General features: G+C 56.3%; 29 protein-coding genes. 15 read left to right on the forward strand and 14 right to left on the reverse strand.

Features of this window, described 5'->3' with window-relative positions:
- Window positions 1-25: 25 nt before the first annotated feature.
- Window positions 26-745, forward strand: a complete 720-nt coding sequence (locus RYZ18_RS10995; protein ID WP_317656819.1) for an AzlC family ABC transporter permease — start codon at window positions 26-28, stop codon at window positions 743-745.
- Window positions 742-1,074, forward strand: a complete 333-nt coding sequence (locus tag RYZ18_RS11000; protein WP_317656820.1) for an AzlD domain-containing protein — start codon at window positions 742-744, stop codon at window positions 1,072-1,074. The genes RYZ18_RS10995 and RYZ18_RS11000 overlap by 4 nt, the downstream gene beginning before the upstream one ends.
- Here RYZ18_RS11000 and RYZ18_RS11005 read toward each other — a convergent pair.
- Window positions 1,071-1,535 carry an Lrp/AsnC family transcriptional regulator gene (locus RYZ18_RS11005; protein WP_317656821.1) on the reverse strand — a complete coding sequence of 155 codons (465 nt, stop codon included), beginning with the start codon at window positions 1,533-1,535 and terminating at the stop codon, window positions 1,071-1,073. The genes RYZ18_RS11000 and RYZ18_RS11005 overlap by 4 nt on opposite strands.
- Before the next feature lie 64 nt (window positions 1,536-1,599).
- Entirely contained in the window at window positions 1,600-2,025 is a 426-nt protein-coding gene (gene mscL, locus RYZ18_RS11010; RefSeq protein ID WP_317656822.1) for a large conductance mechanosensitive channel protein MscL, read from the reverse strand.
- A gap of 240 nt (window positions 2,026-2,265) precedes the next feature.
- Between mscL and RYZ18_RS11015 the strand changes: the two genes are divergently transcribed.
- Both RYZ18_RS11015 and rnhA read left to right on the forward strand, forming a co-directional pair.
- Window positions 2,266-2,730, forward strand: a complete 465-nt coding sequence (locus RYZ18_RS11015; protein ID WP_317656823.1) for a DUF3429 domain-containing protein — start codon at window positions 2,266-2,268, stop codon at window positions 2,728-2,730.
- The gene (gene rnhA / locus RYZ18_RS11020) at window positions 2,723-3,172 is read left to right on the forward strand and encodes a ribonuclease HI (protein ID WP_317656824.1); all 450 of its coding nucleotides are present in this window, start codon (window positions 2,723-2,725) and stop codon (window positions 3,170-3,172) included. The genes RYZ18_RS11015 and rnhA overlap by 8 nt, the downstream gene beginning before the upstream one ends.
- Here the strand turns inward: rnhA and fmt are convergent, their stop codons facing one another.
- The gene (gene fmt, locus RYZ18_RS11025; protein ID WP_317656825.1) at window positions 3,173-4,090 is read right to left on the reverse strand and encodes a methionyl-tRNA formyltransferase; all 918 of its coding nucleotides are present in this window, start codon (window positions 4,088-4,090) and stop codon (window positions 3,173-3,175) included.
- Window positions 4,091-4,092: 2 nt separating this feature from the next.
- Window positions 4,093-4,617: a peptide deformylase gene (def, locus tag RYZ18_RS11030; RefSeq protein WP_317657294.1), complete on the reverse strand. Its 525-nt coding sequence runs from the start codon at window positions 4,615-4,617 to the stop codon at window positions 4,093-4,095.
- A 237-nt stretch (window positions 4,618-4,854) separates the two neighbouring features.
- On the opposite strand from def, the gene RYZ18_RS11035 reads away from it, so the two are divergent.
- The gene (locus RYZ18_RS11035) at window positions 4,855-6,024 is read left to right on the forward strand and encodes a MalY/PatB family protein (RefSeq protein ID WP_317656826.1); all 1,170 of its coding nucleotides are present in this window, start codon (window positions 4,855-4,857) and stop codon (window positions 6,022-6,024) included.
- On the opposite strand, the gene RYZ18_RS11040 is transcribed toward RYZ18_RS11035, so the two are convergent.
- Window positions 6,025-6,921 (reverse strand): DMT family transporter, encoded by an 897-nt coding sequence (locus tag RYZ18_RS11040; RefSeq protein ID WP_317656827.1) that lies wholly within the window; start codon window positions 6,919-6,921, stop codon window positions 6,025-6,027.
- 212 nt (window positions 6,922-7,133) lie between these two features.
- On the opposite strand from RYZ18_RS11040, the gene RYZ18_RS11045 reads away from it, so the two are divergent.
- Window positions 7,134-8,093 carry an L-malyl-CoA/beta-methylmalyl-CoA lyase gene (locus RYZ18_RS11045; RefSeq protein ID WP_317656828.1) on the forward strand — a complete coding sequence of 320 codons (960 nt, stop codon included), beginning with the start codon at window positions 7,134-7,136 and terminating at the stop codon, window positions 8,091-8,093.
- 99 nt (window positions 8,094-8,192) lie between these two features.
- Window positions 8,193-9,155: an acetyl-CoA carboxylase carboxyltransferase subunit alpha gene (locus RYZ18_RS11050; RefSeq protein WP_317657295.1), complete on the forward strand. Its 963-nt coding sequence runs from the start codon at window positions 8,193-8,195 to the stop codon at window positions 9,153-9,155.
- Here RYZ18_RS11050 and RYZ18_RS11055 read toward each other — a convergent pair.
- Genes RYZ18_RS11055 through RYZ18_RS11065 form a run of 3 tightly spaced genes read right to left on the reverse strand, consistent with a single transcriptional unit; the run spans window position 9,152 to window position 11,432 of the window.
- Window positions 9,152-9,865, reverse strand: a complete 714-nt coding sequence (locus tag RYZ18_RS11055) for a lysophospholipid acyltransferase family protein (RefSeq protein WP_317656829.1) — start codon at window positions 9,863-9,865, stop codon at window positions 9,152-9,154. The genes RYZ18_RS11050 and RYZ18_RS11055 overlap by 4 nt on opposite strands.
- Window positions 9,862-10,737 (reverse strand): cell division protein FtsX, encoded by an 876-nt coding sequence (locus RYZ18_RS11060; protein WP_411567121.1) that lies wholly within the window; start codon window positions 10,735-10,737, stop codon window positions 9,862-9,864. The genes RYZ18_RS11055 and RYZ18_RS11060 overlap by 4 nt, the downstream gene beginning before the upstream one ends.
- A gap of 14 nt (window positions 10,738-10,751) precedes the next feature.
- Window positions 10,752-11,432: a cell division ATP-binding protein FtsE gene (locus RYZ18_RS11065; RefSeq protein WP_317656831.1), complete on the reverse strand. Its 681-nt coding sequence runs from the start codon at window positions 11,430-11,432 to the stop codon at window positions 10,752-10,754.
- A gap of 199 nt (window positions 11,433-11,631) precedes the next feature.
- On the opposite strand from RYZ18_RS11065, the gene RYZ18_RS11070 reads away from it, so the two are divergent.
- On the forward strand, window positions 11,632-12,357 hold the full coding sequence (locus tag RYZ18_RS11070) for a zinc-ribbon domain-containing protein (protein ID WP_317656832.1): 726 nt from the start codon (window positions 11,632-11,634) through the stop codon (window positions 12,355-12,357).
- On the opposite strand, the gene RYZ18_RS11075 is transcribed toward RYZ18_RS11070, so the two are convergent.
- Window positions 12,351-14,795: a DUF4175 domain-containing protein gene (locus tag RYZ18_RS11075; protein WP_317656833.1), complete on the reverse strand. Its 2,445-nt coding sequence runs from the start codon at window positions 14,793-14,795 to the stop codon at window positions 12,351-12,353. The two genes, RYZ18_RS11070 and RYZ18_RS11075, sit on opposite strands and share 7 nt — an antisense overlap.
- 39 nt (window positions 14,796-14,834) lie before the next feature.
- A complete protein-coding gene (lysA, locus tag RYZ18_RS11080) occupies window positions 14,835-16,100 on the reverse strand; it encodes a diaminopimelate decarboxylase (protein ID WP_317656834.1) in 1,266 nt (421 codons plus the stop codon).
- A 137-nt stretch (window positions 16,101-16,237) separates the two neighbouring features.
- Between lysA and RYZ18_RS11085 the strand changes: the two genes are divergently transcribed.
- On the forward strand, window positions 16,238-17,224 hold the full coding sequence (locus RYZ18_RS11085; RefSeq protein ID WP_317656836.1) for a quinone oxidoreductase family protein: 987 nt from the start codon (window positions 16,238-16,240) through the stop codon (window positions 17,222-17,224).
- A 3-nt stretch (window positions 17,225-17,227) separates the two neighbouring features.
- On the opposite strand, the gene RYZ18_RS11090 is transcribed toward RYZ18_RS11085, so the two are convergent.
- Window positions 17,228-17,545 (reverse strand): DUF2834 domain-containing protein, encoded by a 318-nt coding sequence (locus RYZ18_RS11090; protein WP_317656838.1) that lies wholly within the window; start codon window positions 17,543-17,545, stop codon window positions 17,228-17,230.
- Between the two features lie 181 nt (window positions 17,546-17,726).
- Between RYZ18_RS11090 and RYZ18_RS11095 the strand changes: the two genes are divergently transcribed.
- From RYZ18_RS11095 to RYZ18_RS11105, 3 genes are all read left to right on the forward strand, one after another.
- On the forward strand, window positions 17,727-19,379 hold the full coding sequence (locus RYZ18_RS11095) for an electron transfer flavoprotein-ubiquinone oxidoreductase (protein WP_317656839.1): 1,653 nt from the start codon (window positions 17,727-17,729) through the stop codon (window positions 19,377-19,379).
- Window positions 19,380-19,489: 110 nt separating this feature from the next.
- Window positions 19,490-21,181 (forward strand): tetratricopeptide repeat protein, encoded by a 1,692-nt coding sequence (locus RYZ18_RS11100; RefSeq protein ID WP_317656840.1) that lies wholly within the window; start codon window positions 19,490-19,492, stop codon window positions 21,179-21,181.
- Window positions 21,178-22,002 (forward strand): 4-(cytidine 5'-diphospho)-2-C-methyl-D-erythritol kinase, encoded by an 825-nt coding sequence (locus tag RYZ18_RS11105; RefSeq protein WP_317656842.1) that lies wholly within the window; start codon window positions 21,178-21,180, stop codon window positions 22,000-22,002. The genes RYZ18_RS11100 and RYZ18_RS11105 overlap by 4 nt, the downstream gene beginning before the upstream one ends.
- Window positions 22,003-22,005: 3 nt before the next feature.
- Here RYZ18_RS11105 and RYZ18_RS11110 read toward each other — a convergent pair whose 3' ends face one another.
- On the reverse strand, window positions 22,006-23,007 hold the full coding sequence (locus tag RYZ18_RS11110; RefSeq protein ID WP_317656844.1) for a polyprenyl synthetase family protein: 1,002 nt from the start codon (window positions 23,005-23,007) through the stop codon (window positions 22,006-22,008).
- A gap of 68 nt (window positions 23,008-23,075) precedes the next feature.
- On the opposite strand from RYZ18_RS11110, the gene RYZ18_RS11115 reads away from it, so the two are divergent.
- The 3 genes from RYZ18_RS11115 (at window position 23,076) to RYZ18_RS11125 (ending at window position 24,336) form a co-directional block, all read left to right on the forward strand.
- Window positions 23,076-23,291 (forward strand): DUF2007 domain-containing protein, encoded by a 216-nt coding sequence (locus tag RYZ18_RS11115; protein ID WP_317656846.1) that lies wholly within the window; start codon window positions 23,076-23,078, stop codon window positions 23,289-23,291.
- Window positions 23,288-24,055 (forward strand): tRNA1(Val) (adenine(37)-N6)-methyltransferase, encoded by a 768-nt coding sequence (locus RYZ18_RS11120; RefSeq protein WP_317656847.1) that lies wholly within the window; start codon window positions 23,288-23,290, stop codon window positions 24,053-24,055. The genes RYZ18_RS11115 and RYZ18_RS11120 overlap by 4 nt, the downstream gene beginning before the upstream one ends.
- Before the next feature lie 116 nt (window positions 24,056-24,171).
- Window positions 24,172-24,336, forward strand: coding sequence for a YdcH family protein (locus RYZ18_RS11125; protein ID WP_317656848.1), 165 nt, complete (start codon window positions 24,172-24,174; stop codon window positions 24,334-24,336).
- A 58-nt stretch (window positions 24,337-24,394) separates the two neighbouring features.
- Here RYZ18_RS11125 and phbB read toward each other — a convergent pair whose 3' ends face one another.
- Both phbB and RYZ18_RS11135 read right to left on the reverse strand, forming a co-directional pair.
- A complete protein-coding gene (phbB, locus tag RYZ18_RS11130; protein WP_317656849.1) occupies window positions 24,395-25,117 on the reverse strand; it encodes an acetoacetyl-CoA reductase in 723 nt (240 codons plus the stop codon).
- Between the two features lie 142 nt (window positions 25,118-25,259).
- The gene (locus RYZ18_RS11135; protein ID WP_317656850.1) at window positions 25,260-26,435 is read right to left on the reverse strand and encodes an acetyl-CoA C-acetyltransferase; all 1,176 of its coding nucleotides are present in this window, start codon (window positions 26,433-26,435) and stop codon (window positions 25,260-25,262) included.
- Between the last annotated feature and the right edge of the window lie 132 nt (window positions 26,436-26,567).

Here is a 26,567-nt window from a genome sequence, read left to right on the forward strand (position 1 = left end):
TGAGCAGAAACGACAATGGTGCAAGATGCGCAAAACCCCTTCAGACTCGGCCTATCTCTCTGGGATCATTGGTGGATTGCCGTTCCTGTTGGTGCTCCTGCCATTTGGTCTTTTATTTGGGGTTCTTGGCACAGAAGCGGGTCTGCCCCTGTCGCAAGTCATGGGATTTTCTTTCCTTGTCATTGCGGGCTCAGCCCAATTCACCGCGCTGCAGCTGATGACGGAAAATGCACCCGTCCTCGTGGTTTTGGCCTCTGCTTTGGCTGTTAATCTGCGCATGGCGATGTATTCAGCCTCGATCACCCCACATTTAGGGGCCGCGCCTTTATGGCAGCGCGCGCTGTTATCCTACATGTTGGTCGACCAAACCTATGCAATGGCCATGCAAACCTATGAGGCACAGCCTGAACGCTCGGTCAGATGGAAAGTGGTCTATTTCTTCGGACTCGCGACCCCGATCTGCCCCCTGTGGTATGGCGCGACCTATGCAGGCGCAGTCTTAGGAGCAACCATACCACCTGAATTTGCACTCGATTTCGCAGTTCCGATTACCTTTCTTGCATTGGTGGCCCCCGCCTTGCGCACACTTGCGCATATCGCGGCGGCAATGACCTCGGTGGTTATGGCGGTCTTGCTAAATTGGATGCCCTATAACCTTTGGTTGATGGTCGCAGGGATCTCCGCCATGATCGTTGGCGCAGAGGTGGAACGGCGCATGAGCCTTGCAAAGGCGAAGCTGACATGAGCGCCTATTCCGAAACCACGGTCTGGCTGATCATCGCTGCGCTTGGCTGCGGCACTTATCTTGTGCGGCTGTCTTTTTTGGGGATTTTGGGCAACCGCGATCTGCCAGAATGGGTCTTGCGCCATTTGCGCTATACGCCCGTGGCGATCCTGCCCGCATTGATCACGCCCTTGGTGCTATGGCCGCAAGCGACAGGCGGCGCGCTAGATGCCCCCCGATTGAGTGCGGCAATCGTGGCCTTGAGCGTGGGGGTCTGGCGCAAAAATGCCATTGCAGCTGTCTTTGCGGGCATGGCAACGCTATACGGCGTGGGTTATTTCCTCGGCTAAATCGGCAAGGCAGTTGTTGAAAATACGTTTTTCAGAGCAAAGCTGGATTGCATCTTCGAAACCCCCGGCAAACGGGCCAGATATTCGCGATGCACGCGGGCGAAATCTTCGCTGTCGCGTGCCACCACCTTTAGAAGATAATCCGCGCTGCCTGCCATAAGATGGCATTCCAACACATCTGGCACCCGCTTCACAGCCTGCTCGAAGGCCTGCAAAACCTCGTCCGCCTGTCCTGACAGGCTAATTTCCACAAAGACGGTTGTCATCCGACCAATCGCACGGTGATCCACCAAGGCGACATAATCTCGGATGATTCCCTCCTGCTCCAAGCGCGCGATCCGCCGATGACAGGACGAGGCGGACAAATTCACCTGTTCGGATAGCTCCGCATTGGTGATGCGGCCGTTCTTTTGCAAAACTTCCAAGATTTTGCGATCCGTGATGTCCAACTCAAAACCCATATCATCTCTCGCTAAAACGGCTTGCGCCCCGCCATGGTGACGGGGACGCATGTTTTATTCGTGCTTACTTCTTGGCCAGAGCATCACGGATTTCAATCAGAATGTCCAATTCGCTTGGGCCTGCGGGGGCTGAAGCGGCTTCTTCCTTCTCTGCTTCTGTCATAGATTTGATGCGGTTGACCAAACGCACCAGCATGAAAACCACAAAAGCTACGATCAAGAAATTGATGACCGCCATCACAAATTTCCCAATCGCAAAAACAGGCGCGCCTGCTTCGAGCGCCACGGCAAGCGAGGCATAGTCATTTCCGTCTAAGGCGTAGAACCAACCTGAGAAATCAATCCCGCCCGTGAAGATAGCGATCAATGGATTGATCAAGTCGCCCACGAGTGACGTTACAATCGCGGTAAAGGCTGCCCCGATGATAATCCCCACAGCCATATCCATAACATTGCCACGGGCAATGAAGCTTTTGAATTCTGCAAACATATCTTTCCCCTTCTTGGGCGCAGAGCGCCCTCTCCGATTTTGAACCCATCACGCCGCCGCATAAGCGTTCGGCAGATAGGGTCAGATTAGAGACAGCGGTGCCGATGGAACAATGGGTTTGTTCAAAGTTTCAAAGAATTCCAAAAGCTGCGCGATGCCCGCCACTGGCAATCGAATGCTCAGCCATAGATGGCCCAAATGCGCTTGCGCGCTGCGCAAAGATGCGGGACAAGCTGAGATATGAGCAGCAGGGATCACATACCAAAGGCGGCATTATATTTAGGCTTGGCGGGGGTTTTGCCCTTTGCCTACGCCGCGCTGTGCTTGATCGTCCCTTCCGCCGCTCCCCTTGGCGACTGGCTTCTGCCGAATTTCGCACCCGATATACTGCTGCGCAATTATGGGATCGTGATCCTGTGTTTTATGGCGGGGGTCATATGGGGCTTTGCTGTGCATGCGCCATCACCGCAGATGATGGGATATGGCTTTGCGGCATCCACGATCCCCGCATTGGTGGCGTTTTTCCTTGGATTTGGCCCAACCCATCAGGCTTTGCCCATCCTGATCATGGGCTTCTTGGCGCTTTTGCCCCTTGATGCATGGGCGATGCGTGCGGGCCTTGCACCGAACTGGTGGCTGCGATTGCGCGGGCTTTTGAGCAGCCTTGTCATTTTGTGCCTAACACTGGGCGTGCTCTATGCCTGAGCTATTCGCCTATACGGATGGGGCCTGTTCAGGCAACCCTGGCCCTGGTGGATGGGGTGCGCTGCTGCAGGCCAAGGCTGGCCATACCGTTGTCAAGGAACGCGAGCTCAAAGGCGGTGAAGCAGACACCACCAATAATCGAATGGAGCTTTTAGCCGCGATTAACGCGCTTGAGGCGCTGGAGCGTCCAAGCACGATCACTGTGGTGACAGACAGCGCCTATGTCAAAGGCGGCATCACCGAATGGCTGCGCAGTTGGAAACGCAATAATTGGCGCACCGCCACAAAAAAGCCTGTCAAAAACGAAGACCTTTGGCGGCGTTTGGATGAGGCGGCAGCGCGCCATCAGGTAACGTGGACATGGGTCAAGGGCCATGCAGGCCATCCCGAGAACGAACGCGCGGATGCCTTGGCCCGTGCGGGCATGGCCCCCTTCAAATAATCACAAGCCCAAAATTGTCCCTGCAGGCAGGTCTGTGCCACGCAAGAAATCGGCAGCGGCCATGCGCGGCTTGCCCTCGGGTTGCAGTTCGGTGATCTCAATCGCGCCCCTGCCGCACGCGATTGTCAGGCCATCAATGACCGACCCTGCCACAGCCCCATCGGGCCGCGCCTGCGCCCTTCGGCAGGCAAGGAATTTTAACCGCCGCCCCGAATGCGTTGTCCATGCACCAGGCAAGGGTGAAAGGCCGCGAATTTGGCGGTCAATCTCTGCGGCATCATTCGACCAGTCTATGGCAGCCTCGGCCTTGTCGATCTTTTCGGCATAGGTCACGCCCTCTTGCGGCTGCGGAACAGGGGTGAGACTGTCAAAATCGGCAAGCGCGGCAACAATCGCCTCAGCGCCAAGCTGCGAAAGACGATCATGCAGTGCGGCGGTGGTATCCTCCGCGCCGATTGGCAGGGTGCGGGTCAATAAAACTGGCCCCGTATCAAGCCCCGCTTCCATTTGCATAATGGAAATGCCTGTCTCATCATCCCCCGCCATAATCGCGCGATGAATAGGGGCCGCGCCACGCCAACGCGGCAAAAGCGAAGCATGGATATTCACACAGCCCAAGCGCGGCGCGTCAAGCACCGCCTGAGGCAAGATCAAACCATAAGCCACAACCACGGCAATATCGGCAGCCCATGCCGTGAATTCGGCCTGTGCCTCGGCATTGCGCAAGGTTTCGGGATGGCGCACCGGCACGTGCAGATCTTCGGCCAAAGCCTGAACAGGGGTCGCGCGGGGTTTTTTGCCGCGCCCTGCGGGACGGGGGGGCTGACAATAGACCGCAGCAATCTCATGCCCCGCCGCAATCAAGGCGCGCAAAGGCGCACAAGAAAATTCGGGCGAGCCCATGAAAACAATACGCAAATCTACACCTTATCGCGCGCGATGTCGCGCTTAAGCTTTTGCATCTTTCGAGTAATCAATTGCCGCTTCAAGGGCTTGAGATAATCGATAAAGAGAACCCCATCGAGGTGGTCAATCTCATGCTGCACGCAAGTGGCCCATAGCCCCGTAAATGTCTCGCGCTGCAAAACGCCATCGCGATCCAACCATTCCACGGTCACATCGCGCGGACGCTCGACATCAGCATAAACATCTGGGATCGACAAACAGCCTTCCTCGTGGATGTTTTTTTCATCCGAGGATTCCACGATCTTGGGGTTGAACATCGCGGTCGGGCGGGGTGTTGCCCCTTCCTCTTTGACGCAATCCATCACGATCACGCGCTGATCAATCCCAATCTGTGGCGCAGCCAGACCAATACCGGGCGCGTGATACATCGTCTTGAGCATATCATCTGCAAGAGCGCGCAACTCATCCGAGAGGTCGGGCACATCTTGTGCGACCTTTTTCAGACGAGGATCAGGATGGATTAATATTGGGTAAATCATGGCCTGTGCCATAAGCGAATTCTGCGCCCCGCGCAACCAGCGCGGCTGGGATTTGCACAGGGCAGGCGCGCCTGATAGGCTCATGTGAGAAATCCTATAAATGCAGAACGAAAGTTCTAACAATATGCGAAATATAAAGACATTGTTCTAGTAAATTTTATTGATTTGGAACATATGTCCATTTATATGGTATATCAAAGAACGCGCAGCATATGCGCCAAAGAATGGATAACACCGATGAACTTTGACGAAATCATCAATCGCCAAAACACCCATTCAATGAAATGGGATATGATGTCGTCAATTTATGGGATTGGCCCAGAAGATGGGTTGTCCATGTGGGTGGCAGATATGGATTTCCGCCCCCCTCAATCTGTGCAAACCGCGCTGCAAAACATGCTCGATCATGGCATTTACGGCTATTACGGCGATGAACGCGCCTATCGCGCCGCCATTGGATGGTGGATGGCAAACCGCCACGGTTGGGAGATTGAGCCCGACTGGATCTTCACCACCCATGGTCTGGTGAACGGAACGGCCCTTTGCGTGGATACCTATACGCAAGAGGGGGATGGCGTGGTTCTAATGACGCCCGTCTATCATGCCTTTGCCCGTGTGATCCGCGCCGCCAATCGTCAGGTGGTCGAATGCCCGCTTGCACTGATTGAAGGCAAATATCACCTCGACATCCCCGCATGGGATGCGGCGATGACAGGGCGCGAAAAAATGCTGATCCTCTGCTCCCCCCATAATCCAGGCGGCAGGGTTTGGACTGTTGAAGAATTGCAGGCAATTGCCGATTTCGCGCGGAGACATGATCTGATCTTGGTTTCAGATGAAATCCACCATGACCTGATCATGCCAGGCCATACCCATACGCCAATGGCGAAAATTGACGGGATCATGGATCGTTTGGTGATGATGACCGCGACCACCAAAACCTTTAACATTGCGGGTGGCCATTCGGGCAATGTGATCATCCCTGACGCGGAGCTGCGCAAACACTTTGCCGCGCGCATGGGCGCTTTGGGGATTTCGGCCAATTCCTTTGGCCTCGCAATGGCCGAGGCGGCCTATAGCCCCGAAGGTGCAGAATGGGTCGATGCACTTTGCGCCTATCTCGCAAAAAACGCAGAAACCTTTGATGCAGGCATCGCCAAAATTCCAGGCCTAAAGCCCATGAAATTAGAGGCGACCTATTTGTCATGGGTCGACTTTTCGGGAACTGGCATGAGCCATGAAGAATCCATAGCCCGTGTGGAAGGGGACGCGCGGATCGCCACCAATTACGGGTCAAGCTTCGGCTTGGGTGGCGCGCCATTCCTGCGATTTAATCTCGCCATGCCCCATGCGCAGATTGAAGAGGCGGTTGCGCGGATGCAAAAGGCTTTTGCTGATTTGCAATAGTCACGCAGCGCGGGCCGCACGCCCCCGCGCAAAGCGCATATGCAGCAAATATGTTGCCAGTGAGGCCACCACAATCGCACCGCCCACCATCATCAAAGGGGTCGGTGCCTCGCCCACGCCAACCCAGACAAGGATCGGGCCAAGCACAGTTTCTAACAGCATCAAAAGGCTGACATTGGCCGATGCCGTATATCGGTTTGCCAGCGTAAGCAGGAAGAAACTGGCAGGCAAAATCACCGCGCCCGTCACCAAGATCAAAAACACATCAAAGCTGCTTGCCCCGCTTGGCACGCCAAAGGCCCACCCCACCATGCCCGACACAAAAGCCCCAAGGCCCATACCGAGTAAAATCGGCAATTGATGGTGTTTGCGGATCAGAACAAAGGTCATGGCCAGAAACCCACCCATAGACAGGCCCATCAAGCCGCCCCAAAGCGTGGCTAAATCAAAGGGCAGGCCTGCATCGGATTTGCCGAATATCGCCAGAGCAATCCCGAAAAGAACCGCCGCAATCGTCAACCATGTGGCGCGGGTCGTAGGCTCGCCCAACATCAAATGAGACAACACCGCCGAGAAAATCGGGACGGTCGCCACGCCCATCAATACCACAGTGACAGGGGACACCGCGATGGCCACGCTGAAAAGCGCCCCATTCAACGCCTGACACAAAACCAACAAAGCGCCTGCGCCCGTGGCAAGGGCTGACACTTCAACAAGATGCCGCCCACGCGCGGCGATAAACCAAGCCGCAATCAGCACCAAACCCATCGCGGTGCCGCGCCAGCCCAACATCTCGAACCCACCCATACCAGACAAGCGCATCAGCAACGTATCAGGCGCGATGATCAACGCGCCCGTCAGTGCAAGCAATAAGCCATATGCAGGATGCTGTTTCATAGGTGGCTCCGCAAAATCTTTACTTCGCCGCTATAGGCCTGATCGGGGTCAGCGGCAACGGCACGGGGGCAAACGGGGTCTAATTTCCAGAAATTTCTATTTTGCCGCAGTGCAGCACTTGCGAAACTCCGCGTAATATCATACCCAAAGATCAGCAAAAAACGAAACTTCCTTGCGCGACCCTAGCGCATTATCCGCCGAAGGAACATCTGATGAGCTTCCGTCTCCAGCCCCAACCTGTGGCCCGCCCAAACCGTTGTCAGCTTTTCGGGCCTGGCTCGAATGTGAAACTTTTTGAGAAAATGGCGGCCTCAGCAGCGGATGTCATCAACTTGGATCTCGAAGATTCCGTTGCCCCCAGTGACAAAGAGGCGGCCCGTGCGAATGTGATCGAGGCCATCGGTGCAGTTGAGTGGGGCAAAAAGACCCTCAGCGTGCGGATCAACGGGCTTGATACGCCCTATTGGTATCGGGAGGTGGTTGATCTGCTGGAAAACGCGTCTGACCGTCTGGATCAGATCATGATCCCAAAGGTGGGAAATGCCGCTGATATTTACGCGGTCGATGCGCTTGTTTCGGCAATTGAATCCGCCAAAGGCCGCCAAAAGCGGATCAATTTCGAGGTGATCATCGAATCTGCGGCAGGCATTGCTCATGTCGAAGAAATCGCCGCCGCATCGCCCCGCCTTGTAGCCATGAGCCTAGGGGCTGCGGACTTCGCGGCCTCGATGGGCATGCAGACCACAGGCATCGGCGGCACGCAGGAAAATTACTATATGCTGCACGATGGGGCGCGGCACTATTCTGATCCTTGGCATTGGGCACAGACCGCGATTGTCGCCGCCTGCCGCACCCATGGCGTCTTGCCCGTAGATGGGCCATTTGGCGATTTCTCGGATGATGAAGGCTATCGCGCGCAGGCCCGCCGCTCGGCCACTTTGGGCATGGTTGGGAAATGGGCCATCCATCCCAAGCAAATCGCGCTCGCCAATGAGGTGTTCACCCCATCCGAGGCCGCGGTGGCCGAGGCGCAGGAAATTCTGGCCGCTATGGAAGACGCTAAGCGCAGCGGCGCGGGGGCGACTGTCTATAAGGGCCGCTTGGTCGATATCGCCTCGATCAAACAGGCTGAGGTGATTGTCAAACAAGCACAGATGATTGCGCAAGGCTAATCAAGCGCGCTTGTTCGTTGCATCTTTGGTCAGGCTTAGCCATATAGGCATAAGCCATTAACGACCCATGCCGCTGATGCGGCCATGCCCTGCGGAGGTGTGATGAACTATCTCGATTTCGAAAAACCCTTGGCCGAGATTGAAGGCAAGGCAGAAGAGTTGCGCGCAATGGCGCGTGGCAATTCTGAAATGGATGTCGAGGCAGAGGCAAAAGCGCTGGATAAAAAGGCGCATGATATCCTGAAGGATCTCTATAAAAACCTCACCCCTTGGCGCAAATGCCAAGTTGCGCGTCACCCCGACAGGCCACATTGCCGCGATTACATCAACGCGCTGTTCACCGAATATACCCCGCTTGCCGGGGATCGGAACTTTGCCGATGACCACGCCGTGATGGGGGGGATTGCACGATTCAATGATCGCCCCGTTGTGGTGATTGGTCACGAAAAGGGCAATGACACCAAATCACGCATTGAACATAACTTTGGCATGGCGCGGCCCGAAGGCTATCGCAAAGCCGTGCGTTTGATGGATATGGCTGATCGATTTGGCCTGCCTGTTGTCACCTTGGTCGACACCCCTGGCGCCTATCCTGGAAAAGGGGCTGAGGAACGCGGCCAATCTGAGGCCATTGCGCGGTCAACGCAGAAATGCCTCGAAATTGGCGTGCCTTTGATCAGCGTGATTATTGGCGAAGGCGGATCAGGCGGCGCCGTGGCCTTTGCCACCGCAGATCACCTCGCCATGTTGGAACATTCGATTTACTCGGTCATCAGCCCCGAGGGCTGCGCCTCAATCCTCTGGAAAGACGCCGAACGGATGCGCGAAGCCGCAGAGGCCTTGCGCCTCACTGCACAGGATTTGCAAAAGCTGGGCGTCTGCGACCGCATCATCCCCGAACCAATGGGCGGCGCGCAGCGCGACAAAGCGGCAACCATCGCGGCCGTTGGTCAGGCCATCGAGGCAATGCTTGCCGCAACAAAGGGCATGGATCGCAAAAAGCTGATTGCTGCACGGCGCAAGAAATATCTTGATTTGGGCTCGAAGGGCTTGGCGGCTTAAAGCCCCGTTTCGTCCATCAGTGCATCTGAGGCGGTCTCAATCTCGCGTTCGAGATGTGCCATCACCTGCTGCACATCTTGCCCTGCGGGGATCGGTGGCAAAAACTCAACCACCGCAAGACCAGATTTGCGCGCAATACCGATGCGGGGCCAGAACAGTCCGACATTGGTGGCCGCGGGCACACATGGCATTTTTGTGCGTTCAACCAATACGCCCACCCCAACCTTATAGGGCTTACTGACACGTGGGGCCACACGTGTGCCTTGCGGGAATATGATCAACTGCCCCTCATCGCCCATGCCCGCCAGCACACCATCGACCATAGCTTGAATGGCCTGCCCCCGCTTGCCGCGGTCAACCGCAACACAGCCAAGCCGCGCTGCATACCAGCCCAAAAAAGGCGCGTTTTTGAGGGATTTCTTCATGATAAATCGCGGGCGCGGAAGCACCGAGGTCAAGATGATAATATCAAAAAAACTTTGATGCTTTGAGGCCACAATCACCTCACCCTGAGGCACATCTCCCCGCACCTCTGAGCGCAGACCAACCAAGAGGGCCGCCGTCCACCGCACATAGCGCGCATAAAACCGCACGCCTGCCACAGCGCCTTGGCGCGAGACAATCGCCCATGGGGCGAAGGCTAGCGCGACAAACGGGATCATCAGATACATCTGACCAACAAAGATCAGGGATCTTACCCATTGGATCATGGCATGCCTCGCAAAGTTCGGAAGGCCGCAGCCTTGGTCGCTTGGAAAGACACAAAAGCGATCATCACGGGAATAATCAAGGGCAAGAGCCACTCAAGACCCGAAAAGCTCAGACCCACCATAAAGCTTTGCGCGCTTGCTTGATTTGGAAAAACCAACAGCGCGCCTATCCCAAGCGCGGCACCGCATCCACCACCAATCAAACTGCGCAAGGCAAATCTTCGCACGAAGGCCCCCGCGATATAGGCATCACGGGCACCAACCAATCGCAAGACGCGGATCACCTGCACATTGGCCGCAAGCGCCGCCAAACTGACCATTGCAACCGTTGCGGCAAAGATCAAAGCCAGCGCCAGATACCCCATCATGCGCAACCGCCCCGCCGCCGAGATCAACGCCCTGCGCCATGTATCGTGATTATCCAAAACAGCATCAGGCGCCTCAGCTTCCAAACGCAGGCGCAAGCCCTCGACATCATAGCCTTCTGCCGTTTCCGTCACATCTATGATCCGTGGCAAAGGTAAAAATTCAAGGGGCATATCGCTGCCAAACCATGGGGCAAGCAGATCGCGTTGTTCTTCCAAGGATAAAGCTCGCGCAGAGGCAACACCGGGCGTTTGCGCGAGGGCCGCAAGCACTGCATCAACCTGCGCGTCCATCTCCGCCAAAGGGGCAGCCACGCGAATGGTGCTGCTGCGCGCTAAATCCTCAGACCATCGCGCCGCAACGCGCCCCGCCGCCAAGGATAGGGCCAAAGCGAATACGGCCAAAAAGGCCATCGCTGCAGATGCAAAAATCGTAAGGCGTGCCGCCGTGCCTGTGGAGGGCACTACCCGATCCGAGGCTGCATCGCCGAAGAAAACAGCCAGCATATTCAGGAGGAAGCTCACAAATCTGCCCCCGCCAATTGCAGCTTACCGCCCACAATCCGCAACACCCGCGCAGCCACATGTTTCTTTGCCGCGCGGATAAAGGCGAGATCATGTGTCGCCACCAAAACCGCTTTGCCGAGGCGGTTCAACTCCACCAACAAGCGCAACTGCCGCATCGCCATTTCCCAATCGACATTGCCCGTTGGCTCATCCGCCAAGATCACATCAGGGTCCATGATAATCGCCCGCGCCAATGCCGCGCGCTGCCGTTCCCCGCCCGATAGTTCAGGGGGCAACGCGGCAGAGCGGTGACGCAGATCAACCCAATTCACCAATTGCGTGAGATTGCGCCGCTCCGCCTCGGATATATCACGCCCCGCCACATAAAGCGGCAACGCGATATTTTGTGCGACATCCAAATGATCCAAGAACTGGCAATCTTGATGCACAACACCGATCTTTTGACGCGCAAGCGCCAGATCATCGCGGGCCATTGTGGCACTGTCATGCCCCATCAAACGAACCTGCCCAGAAAGCGGGCGTAATTCGCCGTAACACAATTTGAGAAAGGTGGTCTTGCCTGCCCCAGAGGGGCCCGTCAGAAAATGGAACGAGCCTTTGGCCAAGCGCAAAGACATTTGCGACAGAACCATGTCAGATCCATAGCCATAAGACACATCTTGTAATTCGATCACGAATTTCCCCACAGCACAGCCAGCACCTTCCTTTGATGCCCGATGCTGTGTTCTGTTGCAATCGCACTACAACAAATACTTGCGCATCACGGCCTTGGATTGCCCATGCAGCATTGCTAAATGGGGAAGAATACCGCCATATAGAGGCGTTACGCGGCCCCCGTGCAAAGATTGAACTCAAAGGGATTATACCACCCATATGCGCCTGACTTGTCCAAATTGCGGCGCGCGTTACGAGATTGATGACGCGCTAATCCCTGCTGAAGGGCGGGATGTGCAATGTTCCAATTGTTCGACCAATTGGTTCCAGTCTGGTGCGGTTGCGGTTGACCCGTTGAGCGCTGCACCTGCAAGCCCTGAACCTTCAAGCCCCGCGCCCGAAGCCCCGCGCCGTGAGCTTGATCCAAGCTTGAGGGCACTCTTGCGCGAAGAGGCGGAGCGCGAAGAGCGCCTGCGCCGCGAAGAAGCCGAAGGTTTGGAGCGGCAAGATGAAATGGCGCTACAAGACCCTGCGCCGACCAATGCCGCCGCGCCAGAGCCGCGAACTCCAGAACCGCAAACCAAAGATCGCGCAACGCTGTTGCCAGATATTGAGGAAATCAACGCCTCGCTTCAGCCGCAAAAGGCTGCGCCACGCCCCGCGCCGAAACAGCAAAGCGCAAGCCAAGCAACGTCACCTGACGCCGCACGCCGCAAGGGTCGCAATGCAGGTCTATTGCTGAGCTTGGGAGTGGGCATGATTGCAATAGGCGTTTACAGCAATGCCGCCCAGTTGGGCGAAGCTGTGCCAACCGCCGCGCCTTATCTCACCCAATATGCCAATGGTGTAGAGGCACTGCGCGACCAAATCCTAGACTGGCTGCGCGAAACTTTGCCTGCGCTTCAGGCACAGATTACAGCCTTGATCGCCTCTTTCACTCAGTAAGGCTCAATCAAACGTCTGAGATAATCACGCTCTTGGTCTGGGCGCGTGGTTTCACCAGAACGGCGGCGCAGTTCCTCAAGCAATTCCTCTGCACGCCGCGCGGCCTCTTGGCGGGACAATGGCCCGCCTGCCACACCCGCCCCTTCGCCCCCCGTGGCGCGACCAAGCGGGTCGGTCAATGGGCGCGCAGATCCTTGCTGCTGCCCACCTTGCTGCGCCTCACCCATCTGTGGCGCATCATCCTCGCGGGGGGTGCCGCCCTCATCGGCAAAGGCGCGCCCCAACTGATCCATACCCTCGCGCAATGCATCCATAGCGTCCGCCTGACGATCCAAAGCACCCGCCATATCGCCCTCTTCCAAAGCGCGCGCCGCATCACGCATCGCGCGTTCCGCCTCGTCTAAACGATCCCGCGCCGCTTGGCCTTCTTCACGTCCTTGGCCGGGCAAGTTTTCTGCCTGCTCACGCAAGCTGTCGCGCAAAGCCTCTTGGCGATCGGCAAGGGATTGTTCCCCATCTTGGTCAGAAGGCTCGCCCTGACCAAAACTATCTTGGAAAGACCGAAAACTATCATCCGCCAAACCCTGCTGTTCACGCAACGTGTCGCGCAGATCTTCCATCGCGCGTTCGCCCGCGGAACCCTGCCCCTGCCCTTGGGTCACTTCCATATTTTCAAGCATTTGTGACAAGGCATCTAGCATCGCCTGCGCCTCGGCCATGCGCCCTTGCTCCATCAACTCCTGAATTTGATCCATCATCTGGGACAGATCATTCATCGACAACTCCATCCCCTCTTGCCCTTGATCGGGGCTGTCCGTGGGGGTGTCACTGGGTTCGGCAGATTGCGCCAATTCACGGATGTAATCATCCATGGCACGCTGTAAATCTTCCATCAGCTGAGCGATTTCTTCGTCACTGGCCCCGCGCCGCATCGCCTCGGATAAGCGTTCTTGCGCTTGGCGCAGGGCCGCCAACGCATCATCTAAATCTATCTCCTCGAGATCTACCGCCACCTGCCAGAGGATTTCCGCCAATTCATCACGGATTTCACGAGCCAAGGGCGCAGGGGCCGCCTCTATGCGGCGAATGACACTGCGCAGGGGCAAATAGGTTGCCTCATCCTCCAAATAGGTCTGCGGCGCATAGGTGATGGCGCGCAAAACCTGCGCCACGCGCGGCGCATTTTCAACCGACCACAAAAGGTCACGGCGCTGTTCAATGAGGCTTGCCGCGAGCGGGTCAAAAAATCTTCGGGATGGCAAACGTGCCACCTGCAAGGTCGCGCGACCCGTTTGGCCCAAATCATCTTCGACTGTGACAGTGAGGGTCACGGGTAAGTTCGCCAAAACGGATTTGGAGAGATCTTCGATCAAGGTTTCCGAAAAAGCCGCCCGATCCCCCGAAAACGGCATCGGCAAATCAAAGACCAAATCATCGCGGGGTTCAGGCGGAACGCGCAACCCATAGCGCCGAGTCACAGCCTCTAGATCAAGCGATAGGGAGGCGGCACCGCCTAAAATCGCAAAATCATCCTGCGCGCGATAGGCAATCGCCGTTTGATCCGGTGCCTCAAGCTGCGGCGCCCCTAATATCGTGACGCTTGGGGGCGCATCAGGGGTCAGGATAAAACGCCATGCTGCGTCACCAATCGCGACATCCCCTGATTGCGAGATGATCAGATCATCGGCTAAAGCACCTGCCTGATCGCCAAAGCTATGGGTGACCTCCATCGCATCTGCGCTGTCATATATGCGCAAAATCAGACGCGTGCCCGTGACAACTTCAATCGCGCTTGCATCCGCATGTGGTAAATCCTGCAGGTAAAGCGTGGGCAGCCCCGTGTAGCGCGGCGGCTCAACCCATGCTTCCCAACTGGGGCCTACTGCAATCTCTGATCCTTGAGACGGTTGCACCTCACGCGCGGCGTCGCCAAAAATCAGCGCCATCGCCAAAGCGGTCAGCGCAATTAAGCGCAGCGCATAAGGATCACGGCGGGCCAAGTGTGGAGCGGGTTTGATCGCCTCGAGCCCCGCAAGATCACGCTGCATCCGCGCCAAATGCGCCTGCCACAGGGCCGCAGTGCGGATTTGACCACGGCCGACCGATATTTCATCCAAATATGCGCTAATCGGGCGATGAGGGTGGCTGTGGTCTAGCCGTGCAAGGGCTGCATCGCGGCGGGGCCATTGAAATGCGGCAACCCCGCGCCACAGCGTTGTGACAAATAAGCCCGCCAAAACAATCCAAATCGCAGGGTGCAAAAGAGCCGCCCCCGCGAAAACCCAAACCGCATAGCACAGCGCAACAAGGGACAAAAACGGCCAAAAGGCACCCAAGCCGCGCTCCCAGATCATGGCGGCCCATGTCAGGCGCAGGGGCCAGCGGATCTGCTGTATCACCTGTGCGGTTTTGTCGATCTCGTCCATCAGCCCCATCATCTGCGGCCTGATTCCAACCCAATCAGGCGGGTTCTGGCATTATAGCCATTCAGGAACGATATCGCGGTTGATGATTTCGTCAAACTCTGGACGTTTGCGGATGACGCTGAATTGATCGTCTTTCACCAAAACCTCTGGGATCAGAGGCCGCGTGTTGTACTCGCTCGACATAACCGCGCCATAGGCCCCTGCCGACCGAAAGGCCACAAGATCCCCTGCGACAAGTTTCGGCAGATTGCGGGCTTTGGCGAATGTGTCGCCTGTCTCGCAGACAGGGCCAACCACGTCATAGGGGCGCTGCTCGGCGGCGGCTTCGGCCTCAATCACGGGGATGATGTCATGCCACGCGCCATACATCGCAGGGCGGATCAGATCATTCATCGCCGCATCCAAGATCAAGAAATCGCGCCCCTCGCCCGATTTCACATAGATCACCTCGGACACCAAAATCCCTGCATTTCCTGAAATCAAGCGGCCAGGTTCGATTTCAACCTCAACACCCAAATCCCCAACACAGCGCTTGATCAAAGCCCCGTATTCAACGGGCAAAGGCGGCGCAGAATTTGACCGCTCATAGGGGATACCCAAGCCTCCCCCCAAATCTAGACGGCGAATATTATGCCCGTCCGCACGCAAAGCGCGCGTTAAATCGGCCACTTTGTTATAAGCCAACTCGAACGGGGCAAGGTCGGTAAGCTGGCTGCCAATATGCACATCAACCCCGATCACATCTATCGCAGGCAGGCTTGCTGCATAGGCGTAGACCTCGCGGGCGCGGGCGATGGGGATACCAAATTTATTTTCAGATTTGCCTGTGGCGATCTTTTCGTGCGTTTTCGCGTCAACATCGGGATTAACACGAATGGTAATCGGTGCCGTCACGCCAAGGCTTTGTGCGACCTCGGACAAAACCGCCAATTCAGGCTCCGATTCCACGTTGAATTGCCGAATGCCACCTTCGAGAACAGTGCGCATCTCTGCGCGGGTCTTACCCACGCCAGAAAACACGATTTTCGATCCATCAACACCCGCAGCGCGTGCGCGGGCGTATTCGCCGCCAGACACAACATCCATACCCGCGCCCAAATTGCCCAAATGGCGTAATACCGCTTGGTTTGAGTTGGATTTCACGGCGAAACAAACAAGATTGTCCAAGCCCGCAAGCGCGTCTTTGAACAAACTGTAATGGCGGGTCAGCGTGGCTGTGGAATAGAGGTAAAACGGCGTGCCAACCTGAGCGGCGATTTCGCGCACGGCAACATCCTCGGCATAAAGCTCGCCGTTCTTATACAGAAAATGATCCATTGCCCGACCTCCGCGCGGCATCTTTTGGGTGCGCCTCGCGCTTATCACCCTTGCGCGCGGTTTCAAACCCTCTCTGGACGGGCAGGGGTCTGCGCCCTAGGTTCCGTGCAACGATATTTCTCCAAAGGGAAACGCATATGAGCGATCTGGCAAAAACCGTCATCATCGAGGCACATGGTGGATCTGAGGTCTTGAAATTGGTTGAACGGCCCGTGGGTGACCCACAGGCGGGCGAGGTTAAAATCCGCCACAAAGCCGTTGGGCTGAATTTCATTGATGTTTATCAACGCTCTGGCTTGTATCCAATGGCGCTGCCCCATGCTTTGGGTATGGAAGCCGCAGGGATTGTCGAGGCGGTTGGCGCAGGTGTAACCCATCTCAAAGAAGGCGACCGCGTGGCCTATGCAGCGCAACCGCCCGGGGCCTATACCGAGGCCCGCGTCATGCCTGCCGCGCAAGTCTGCCCTCTGCCAGATGCGATTTCGTTCGAAGAGGGCGCGGCAATGATGCTGAAAGGTCTGACCGCGCATTACCTGTTTCGCCGCACCACCGAGATCAAGCGCGGGGATCGGGTGTTGTTCCACGCGGCGGCAGGCGGTGTTGGTTTGATTGCCTGCCAATGGGCACGCTCCGAAGGGATCGAATTGATCGGAACTGCAGGGTCTGACGCAAAGTGCGCGCTGGCGCTTGCACATGGCGCGACCCATTGCATCAACTATAGCACCGAGGACTTCACCGCGCAGACCCGCGAGATCACTGGCGGGACAGGCGTTGATGTTGTGATGGATTCCATAGGCGCCGCCACATTTGAAGGCTCGCTTGACTGCTTGCGCCCCTTGGGGATGATGATTTCCTTCGGCAATGCCTCAGGCCCTGTGCCGCCCGTATCCCTCGCGACATTGGCGGGCAAAGGATCGCTCAAGATCACACGCCCCACATTGTTCACCCATATCGCGGATCACGATACCTGCCAAACCATGGCGCGCGAGTTGTTCGACAAGGTCACGGCAGGCGATGTGACAATCCGCATTGATCAGCGATTTGCGCTTGAGGAGATTTCCAAAGCCCATGATGCGCTAGAAGCGCGGGCCACCACAGGATCAACCATCCTGACGTTGGACTAGGCCTCAGACTTCGTGGCGGGAGCGCAAGAACAAATAAAGCGGCAGGCCGCAGCTGACCCCGATCCCGTAAATCGCGGGGATTGCCAAAAGCGACACCCAATCGCGCCGCGCAATCCCCTCAACCAATATCCAAACGGTCAGGGTGACAGCGGCAATGGTCAAATCCCAGACCAGACCTGATGAAGCATCATTGGCGTGCCACGCATCCACCATCGCCATAATCGACCAGTCATTCGCGGCCAACCATGGCAAGAAATATTGCATTGGCAAAATCGTTCCCAAAATAGCCAAGCCTAGGTAGATCATTCGCAGTTTCGACATTCGGCTTCCCCTTTTACCCATCTTCTGCGCAGCAGATAGCACGCGCGCAAGTTTTGCAAATTATTCAGTCGTAACGCGACAATATATTGTCGCGTATCAATTGACCCCCTGACCCAGATCGCGCTACCTGTTCCTGACACTTTACGCCCAGACCACCCGACTGTCGGAAGGAACGAGACCCATGGCGGATATAGAACGCGAATCCGTAGAATATGATGTCGTCATCGTTGGCGCAGGCCCATCAGGCCTATCTGCCGCGATCCGTCTCAAGCAACTTGACCCCGATCTCAGTGTGGTCGTGCTTGAAAAAGGGTCAGAGGTTGGGGCGCATATCCTGTCAGGTGCGGTGCTTGACCCCGCAGGGCTTGACGCGCTGATCCCTGATTGGAAAGCCAAAGGTGCGCCTGTTACAGTGCCAGTGCGCGAAGATAATTTCTATATGCTCGGCGAAGCGGGCGGCATTCGTTTGCCCAATATGCTGATGCCACCCTTGATGAACAATCACGGCAATTACATCGTTTCGATGGGCAATGTCTGCCGTTGGTTGGCTGAGCAAGCCGAAGGCTTGGGCGTTGAGATTTTCCCCGGCATGGCCTGTTCTGAATTGGTTTATGCGGATGACGGGTCTGTCAAAGGGGTCGTTGCGGGCGTGTTTGGTCTGAATGCGGATGGCACCCCCTCAGACGGCTTTGAACCGGGGATGGAGCTGCACGGCAAATATGTCTTCTTGGGCGAAGGCGTGCGCGGCTCACTGACCAAAGAGGTCATTTCAAAATTCGGCCTTTCCGAGGGCAAAGAACCGCAGAAATTCGGCCTTGGGATGAAAGAAATTTGGGAAATTGACCCCGCCAAGCACCGCGAGGGGACTGTGACCCATACGATGGGTTGGCCGCTTGGAAATAATGCAGGCGGCGGCAGCTTTGTATATCACCTTGATAACAATCAAGTTTATGTGGGTTTCGTGGTGCATTTGAACTATGAGAACCCGCATCTATACCCCTACATGGAATTCCAACGCTTCAAGCATCATCCGATGATTGCTGAGTTGTTGAAGGGTGGAAAACGTGTTGCCTATGGCGCGCGCGCGATTTCCGAAGGCGGCTATCAATCTATGCCAAACCCTGTCGCGCCAGGTGTTGCGATTTTGGGCTGTGGCGTGGGCCTTGTGAACGTGCCGCGTATCAAGGGCAACCATAACGCGATGCTCTCGGGCATTGCGGCCGCCGAAGCGGCGCATAGCGCGATCAAGGCGGGCCGCTCAAGTGACAGGCTGGACGATTACGCCACGGCACTCACCGATGGCCCGATTGGCAAAGATCTAAAGCGTGTGCGCAACGTCAAACCGCTTTGGTCAAAATTTGGCCTTTTGGGCGGCCTGAGCTTTGGTGGTTTGGACATGTGGGTTGCGAACCTGACGGGGCTCAATCTTTTTGGCACAATGCGTCACGGCAAAACCGATGCCGCCGCAACGGGCAAAGCCAAGGATTTCGCGCCAATCGATTATCCAAAACCAGATGGGGTTTTGTCCTTTGACCGGCTGACCAATGTCAGTTTCTCAATGACCAATCACGAAGAAAGCCAACCCGCGCATCTGCGTCTTGCGGATGCCTCGGTGCCGATTTCAATTAATCTGCCCGAATATGCCGAACCTGCACAACGCTACTGCCCCGCAGGGGTTTACGAAGTTGTGGAGGAAGCGGGTAAAGACGCGCGCTTTGTGATCAATTTCCAAAACTGTGTGCATTGCAAAACATGCGACATCAAAGACCCCTCGCAAAATATCACTTGGGTCACACCGCAAGGTGGGGATGGGCCAAATTACCCGAATATGTGATTGAAAATCGGATTAATTCAGCAGGGCGCGGCATCTTTATCGGGTGTCGCGCCATTGTTTTCATCCGATCAAGCCCCTAATCTCAGTCACATATAAACGGGAGCCACCCTATGCGTCACCTGACAGCCTCAGCCTTGATCCTTGCCCTGTCTCTCGGCGGGCAAATACACAAGGCCGAGGCGCAGATTGTGAACCGTGACACAAGCGCGGGGGCCTATCTCGCTGCGCGCCATGCGCTGAACGAAAGCAACTATCGGGTTGCAGCGAATTATCTGGATCAATTGCTAGCCTTAGATCGCACGAACGGGGATTTGGCCATCAATGCGATCCTTTCCCATGCGGCCTTGGGGGATTGGTCACGAGCCGCCGAGATTTCAACCACCATCAAGGACGACAATCCAAGCCGTGAATTGGCAGATTTGGCGATCTTGGTCGACCTTTTGCAGAGAGGCGATGTTGAGGCCGCATTCACCCGCATCCGTGCTGAGCGGGGCGCGGGTCTATTGGTGGATGATCTGATTGCGGGCTGGCTTTACCTTGCACAGGGCCAAATGGATCTCGCAAGCGACAGTTTTAATGGGCTTGCGGGGGATCAGGGGCTTGCCGATCTCGCCTATTACCACTTGGTCCTCGCCCGTGGTGCGGTCGGCGATTTTGAGGGTGCCGCACAGATTTATGAGGGCGTGGAATTCAATCTGGGCGCAGCAGGATCACGCATCCTGCGGGCCTATGCGCAAACCTTGGTGCAACTTGACCGCGCGGATGACGCTGTGGCGATGTTGGACGGCATCTTGTCCCAAAATCGTGATCCCAGCCTTGCGGCCCTGCGGGATGACATCGCGACCAATCCAACCCGCAGCTATGATTTTGTCGTCACCCCGCAACAAGGTTTAGCGGAGGTTTTCTTCACATTGGCCGAGGCCTTAGGGCGCGAGAGCGGGCCAACCCTGCCGCTGATTTACGCACGAGCGGCCTATCACATTGACCCTAACCATCTGGAGGCCGCGCTTTTAAGCGGTGATCTGTTGGTGGAAACGGGCCAGTTTGAGCTGGCGGTTGAGATCTATGGTGCCGTGCCTGCAGATCACCCCTTAGCCCTTGAGGCAACGATTGGCCGTTCTGATGCCTTTGCCCGCACAGGCCGCAGTGATGAAGCGATCACAACCCTGCAAGACCTGATTGCCGCAGAGCCACAGCCCTTTGCCGTTCATGCACAGCTTGGCGATTTGCTGCGCCGTGACGAGCGGTTCACCGAGGCCGCAGCGGCCTATAGCCAAGCGGTAGAGCTGATTGATCAAGAAGATCCAAGGTTCTGGTTCCTGTTTTATGCGCGCGGGATTTGCTATGAACAAACCGATGAATGGGATGCAGCCGAAGCAGATTTCCGTAAGGCGCTGCGCCTAAGCCCTGACCAAGCCTCCGTGTTGAATTACTTGGGCTATTCTTTGGTGGAACAACGCCGCAATCTAGACGAGGCGTTGACGATGATCGAACGTGCGGTCGCGCTAGAACCCGAGTCTGGCTATATCGTAGACAGCCTTGCTTGGGTCTATTTCCGCCTTGGTCGCTATCAGGAGGCAGTCGCGCCAATGGAACGTGCGGTCGAATTGCTGCCCACTGACCCGATCGTCAATGATCATCTGGGCGATGTGTATTGGAAGGTTGGTCGTCAACGCGAAGCGCGGTTCCAATGGGAACGCGCGCTGTCCTTTGAACCGACCGAAGAAGATGCTGAGCGGATCAGACTGAAACTTGAGCTCGGTCTGGATGCGGTTCAGCAACGCGAGGTCGAAGGGAAATGACCCTGCGCCCCGCACAAGCCAAGCTCAATCTGGCTTTGCATGTGGTGGGCCAAAGGGCGGATGGGTATCACTTACTCGACTCGCTTGTGTGCTTTGTTGAGGTAGCAGATTACCTTGAAATCAGCCCAGCAGAGGGACTTACCCTCACAGTTTCAGGCCCTTTTGCCCAGGGTGTGCCCACAGATCAGCGTAATTTGGTGCTTAAAGCGGCGGGTCTTTTCCCGCGCATAAAGGGCCAAGGTGCTGCAATCCATCTGGTCAAAAACCTGCCCCATGGCGCTGGAATTGGCGGTGGGTCTGCTGATGCGGCGGCCACTTTGCAGGGGCTTGCAGACCTATGGGGATGCGATCTGCCCCCGCGCGATGCGATCCTATCTTTGGGCGCAGATGTGCCAGTGTGCCTTGAGACTGCGCCCGTTTATATGCGCGGCATTGGCGATGAAATCACCGCCGCGCCCACGCTGCCACCGCTTTGGGCGGTTTTGGTCAATCCCAATCTGCCACTGGCCACACCATCTGTATTTGCCGCGCTGACCACCAAGACCAATCCCGCACTGTCGGCATGGCATGATGATTTTTGGACTTGGATCGCCGCGCAACGCAATGATCTACAAGACCCCGCCATCGACCTTTGCCCAGAGATTGGCACTGTTTTGGCAGAACTGCGCCGCACCAAAGATATGCGTCTGGCCCGTATGAGCGGATCAGGCAGCACCTGCTTTGCCCTTTATGACAGCGCCGTTGCCGCTGAAAAAGCAGCCGCAGACCTCGCGGCCAACAAGCCGCACTGGTGGGTCAAAACGGGTGCAGTTCTTCGTTAAGGATTACGCGATCCGCGCAACCACATAATCCGCTAAGTCGCGCATCATATCGCGCAAGGGATGATCAGGAAGGCCGGCCAAAGATGTCTTTGCGTGATCCGCAAACCGCAAGGCCTCAACGCGGGTTTCTTCAAGCGCACCATGACGGGTCAAAATGGCAAAGGCCTGTTCCAAATCCCCTTCGCCCTGATCCCCGCGTCCAATCGTGCGCGCCCAGAATTCACGCTCGGTTGCATCGGCCTTAGCAATCGCACGAATGACGGGCAGGGTCATTTTCCGCTCACGGAAATCATCGCCCGTATTCTTGCCCATGGCCCCCGAAGCACCGCCCCAATCCAAAAGATCATCAACGATCTGGAAGGAAACGCCCAACGCATCGCCATATTGGGCAAGGGCCTCACGATCTGCATCACTGCGCCCGGCCAGAACGGCGCCCGCTTCGGTGGCCGCCTGAAACAGGGCGGCAGTCTTGCCGCGGATCACCTGCATGTAGGTGTCCTCGCTGGTGGTGATATCCATCGCGGCGGTCATCTGCAGAACCTCGCCCTCTGCAATCGTTGCCGCCGCATTGGAGAGAATTTCCAAAACATCCAAATTTTGCGGCTCGACCATCAACTGAAATGCGCGCGCAAATAGATAATCGCCGACCAAGACCGAAGATTTATTGTCCCAAAGCAAATTCGCAGTCGGACGACCACGGCGCTGGTTGCTTTCATCGACCACATCATCATGCAACAGCGTAGCCGTGTGGATAAACTCTACGGTCGCGGCCAATTTAATATGGCCCTCGCCTTTATATCCGCACAGATTGGCCGCCGCCAAAGTCAGCATCGGGCGGATACGCTTTCCGCCTGCATCAATCAAATGTGCCGTCACCTCGGGAATGCGTGGCGCGTGCCGCGAAGCCATACGTTCACGGATCAACTGATCCACAGCGCCCATTTCTGCCTCAAGATGGGCGGCCAAACGCTCATGCGGTTTTGCACTGGCATGGTCTAGCGACATGAATTCTCTTTCTCCCGTGACCCGCAGCCTCTCTCGACAGACGCGATCGGGGGGCCTAAATCAACCTGATGCATGAAGTTCTGCGCAGCAACGATCCAACGGTCATCGCCTTTGCCTCCGTCATCTTATCTGGCGAGGGTATAGAGGTGTTCGAGTTTGACGTAAATATGAGCCTGCTTGAAGGCTCCATTGGCATATTGCCGCGTCGATTGATGGTGCGGCGGCAGGATTTGCACATGGCGCGCATCGCATTGCGCGATAATGGTTTAGAGGTCAGCCCATGAGCGTGCCTTTCTCGGACGATGATCTGACCTGCGATGGTTTTTTGGATGGTGCGCTTCAGATCTACCAGCCAAGCACAGGCTATCGCGCCGCCACAGACCCGATCTTTTTGGCGGCAGCCTGTCCGGCGCGCGCGGGTCAATCGGTGTTGGAATTGGGCTGCGGGGTTGGCACAGCCAGCCTAGCCTTGGGAAAGCGTGTTGCTGACTTACGCATGGTCGGGGTTGAGCGCCAGGAAAACTATGCGCAGCTTGCACAGCGCAATGCCGACAATGCCGCCCTTCCCTTAGAGGTCGTGGTTGCGGATTTAACCACGCTGTCACGGCATCTCACTGAAACTTTTGATCATGTCATGGCCAACCCGCCTTTTTTCGCGACAGGGGATGGAACAGGGGCCAAGGATGCAGGGCGTGAAGCAGCACGGCGCGAGGAAACAGGGTTAAACGACTGGATCAGCTGCGCAAAAAAACGCCTAAAGCCACAAGGATGGCTGACCCTCATCCACATCGCTGAACGTCTGCCAGAAATATTAGCGGCCCTTCAGGCCGAGAAATTTGGCGCGATTTCCATTTTGCCCCTGCAATCCCGCGCAGGGCAAACCGCAAAGCGCGTGGTGATCCGCGCGCGCAAATTGGCGAAAACACCTGCCACCCTCTGCCCGCCCTTCATCATTCATGCGGGCGCGGCCCATGAAAAGGATGGCGATGACTATTCGGATGCCGCCCGCACTGTTCTGCGCCAAGGTGCGGCGATCAACTGGCCATAAGACCAGCATCGGCAAACTGCCGCGCATCATGACAGTTTTATGAAGGGAATGCGTGACACGACTCACAATCCGTGGTGCACTGATCTTGTCGAACATCAACGAGAGGAGATTTGACCATGTCACTGAACGGACATTTGCAGCAACTCAAGAAGAAGCACGAAACCCTCTCCAAACGCGTGGAAGAAGCGCAACGAAGTCCAAGCATGGATGGATCAGAAATCCGCGATCTGAAAAAGCAAAAGCTGAAAATCAAAGAAGAAATTGCCCGCCTAAACGGCTGAGCCAAAAGAAAACCGCCCCCCACCAGAGTGAGGGGCGGTTTTTTCATCAGCCTCGTGATTACACGAAGAACTGCGCCCCATTGGCGGAGATGGTAGACCCGTTGATGAACCCTGCATCATCAGATGCAAGGAAGGCCACGCAGCGGGCGATTTCGTCAGGTTCACCCAAGCGACCCGCTGGGATGCCTGCAACGATTTTCGCGCGCACCTCTTCTGGGATCGCCATAACCATTTCGGTTGCAATATAGCCGGGGCAAATCGCGTTGGCCGTAATGCCTGCGCGCGCGCCTTCTTGCGCCAGAGATTTCACAATCCCCAAATCTCCCGCCTTGGTCGCGGCGTAATTCACTTGGCCGAACTGGCCCTTTTGGCCATTGATCGAAGAGATCACAATGACACGGCCAAATTTGCGCTCGCGCATTCCAGGCCAAATCGGATGAACCGTGTTGAACACACCCGTCAGGTTGGTGTCGATCACCTCATGCCATTGTTCGGGCGTCATTTTGTGGAAAGGCGCATCGCGGGTGATACCCGCATTGGCGACAACAACATCAATTGGGCCAAGATCAGCCTCGACCTTGGCGATACCCGCAGCGGAATCTTCGTAAGAGCCAACATTCCATTTATAGGTTTTGATGCCTGTGGCTTTGGTGAATTCCGCAGCTTTCTCATCATTGCCCGCATAGGTTGCAGCAACCTCATAGCCTTCGGCCTTTAAACGCTTGGAGATTGCCTCCCCAATACCGCGGCTGCCACCTGTTACTAATGCTACTCTTGCCATATCTTCCTCCGATCAGGCCTAGGTCTGTGTAACGTTGTTACGATAGATATGCTGCGCGCGCAACATTGTTTCGCATATGATTTTGCGGATGCAAAAAGGGGCGCCCGAAAGCGCCCCTTGCGAAATACCCCAATAAGTTGCCTCAGGGGCGTTCAAGGCACATGGCCACGCCCATGCCGCCGCCGATGCACAAGGTCGCTAGACCTTTTTTCGCATCACGGCGCTGCATTTCGAACAAAAGCGTGTTCAGGATACGACAGCCAGACGCACCAATCGGGTGGCCAATGGCAATAGCGCCGCCATTCACGTTCACAATATCAGGGTTCCACCCCATATCCTTGTTCACAGCGCAGGCCTGCGCAGCAAAAGCTTCGTTGGCTTCAACCAAATCAAGATCAGCAGCAGCCCACCCCGCTTTGTCCAATGCCTTACGTGACGCATAGATCGGGCCAACACCCATGATCGAAGGGTCAAGACCCGCAGTGGCATAAGAGGCAATGCGCGCCAATGGGGTTAGACCGCGCTTCTGCGCGTCTTCTTCTGACATCAACAACACCGCGGCAGCGCCATCATTGAGGCCCGAGGCATTGCCCGCTGTCACAGAGCCATCCTTTGCAAAGGCAGGACGCAAGCCTGCCATCGCTTCGACTGTTGCGCCATGGCGGATATATTCATCGCTATCAACAACAGTTTCACCCTTACGCGTTTTCAGCGTAACAGGGGTGATCTCATCCACGAATTTACCTGCCTTTTGCGCTGCCTCAGCCTTGTTCTGGCTCGCAGCCGCAAATTCGTCCTGAGCCTCGCGGCTGATTTGCCATTGATTGGCGACATTCTCGGCGGTCTGGCCCATGTGATAGCCGTTAAACGCGTCCCACAAACCATCACGAATCATTGTGTCGATATAGGCCAAATCACCCATTTTCTGGCCCTGACGCAGGCAGGCTGCATGGGGGCTCATCGACATATTTTCTTGACCACCAGCGGCAACGATTGCAGCGTCACCCAGCATAATGTGCTGTGCCCCAATTGCGACTGAACGCAGGCCCGAACCGCAGACCTGATTGATGCTCCATGCGGCCGCTTCCTGTGGGAAACCTGCATTAATATGCGCCTGACGCGCGGGGTTTTGACCTTGTGCCGCTGTCAAAACTTGACCCAAAATTGTCTCGGACACTTCGGATTTATCAATCCCTGCGCGGGCCACAATGGCCTCAAGCACAACGCGCCCAAGTTCATGGGCAGGCGTATTTGCGAATGATCCCAGAAAACTACCCACCGCTGTGCGTGCAGCAGAAACAATCACCACGTTGGTCATTAGACGTCCTTTCCTGACCTATCCCTGCCGACCCCGTGGCGGAGAGGAGAGGGCCGCGGGGCCGAAATTCTTTCCTCAAGGTCTAGTGATAGGCCTTCATCGCTCAACCGACAACAGACTTTGTTGTCGCGC

This window comes from Roseovarius sp. 10, assembly GCF_033100315.1.
Taxonomy (GTDB): Bacteria; Pseudomonadota; Alphaproteobacteria; order Rhodobacterales; family Rhodobacteraceae; genus M30B80.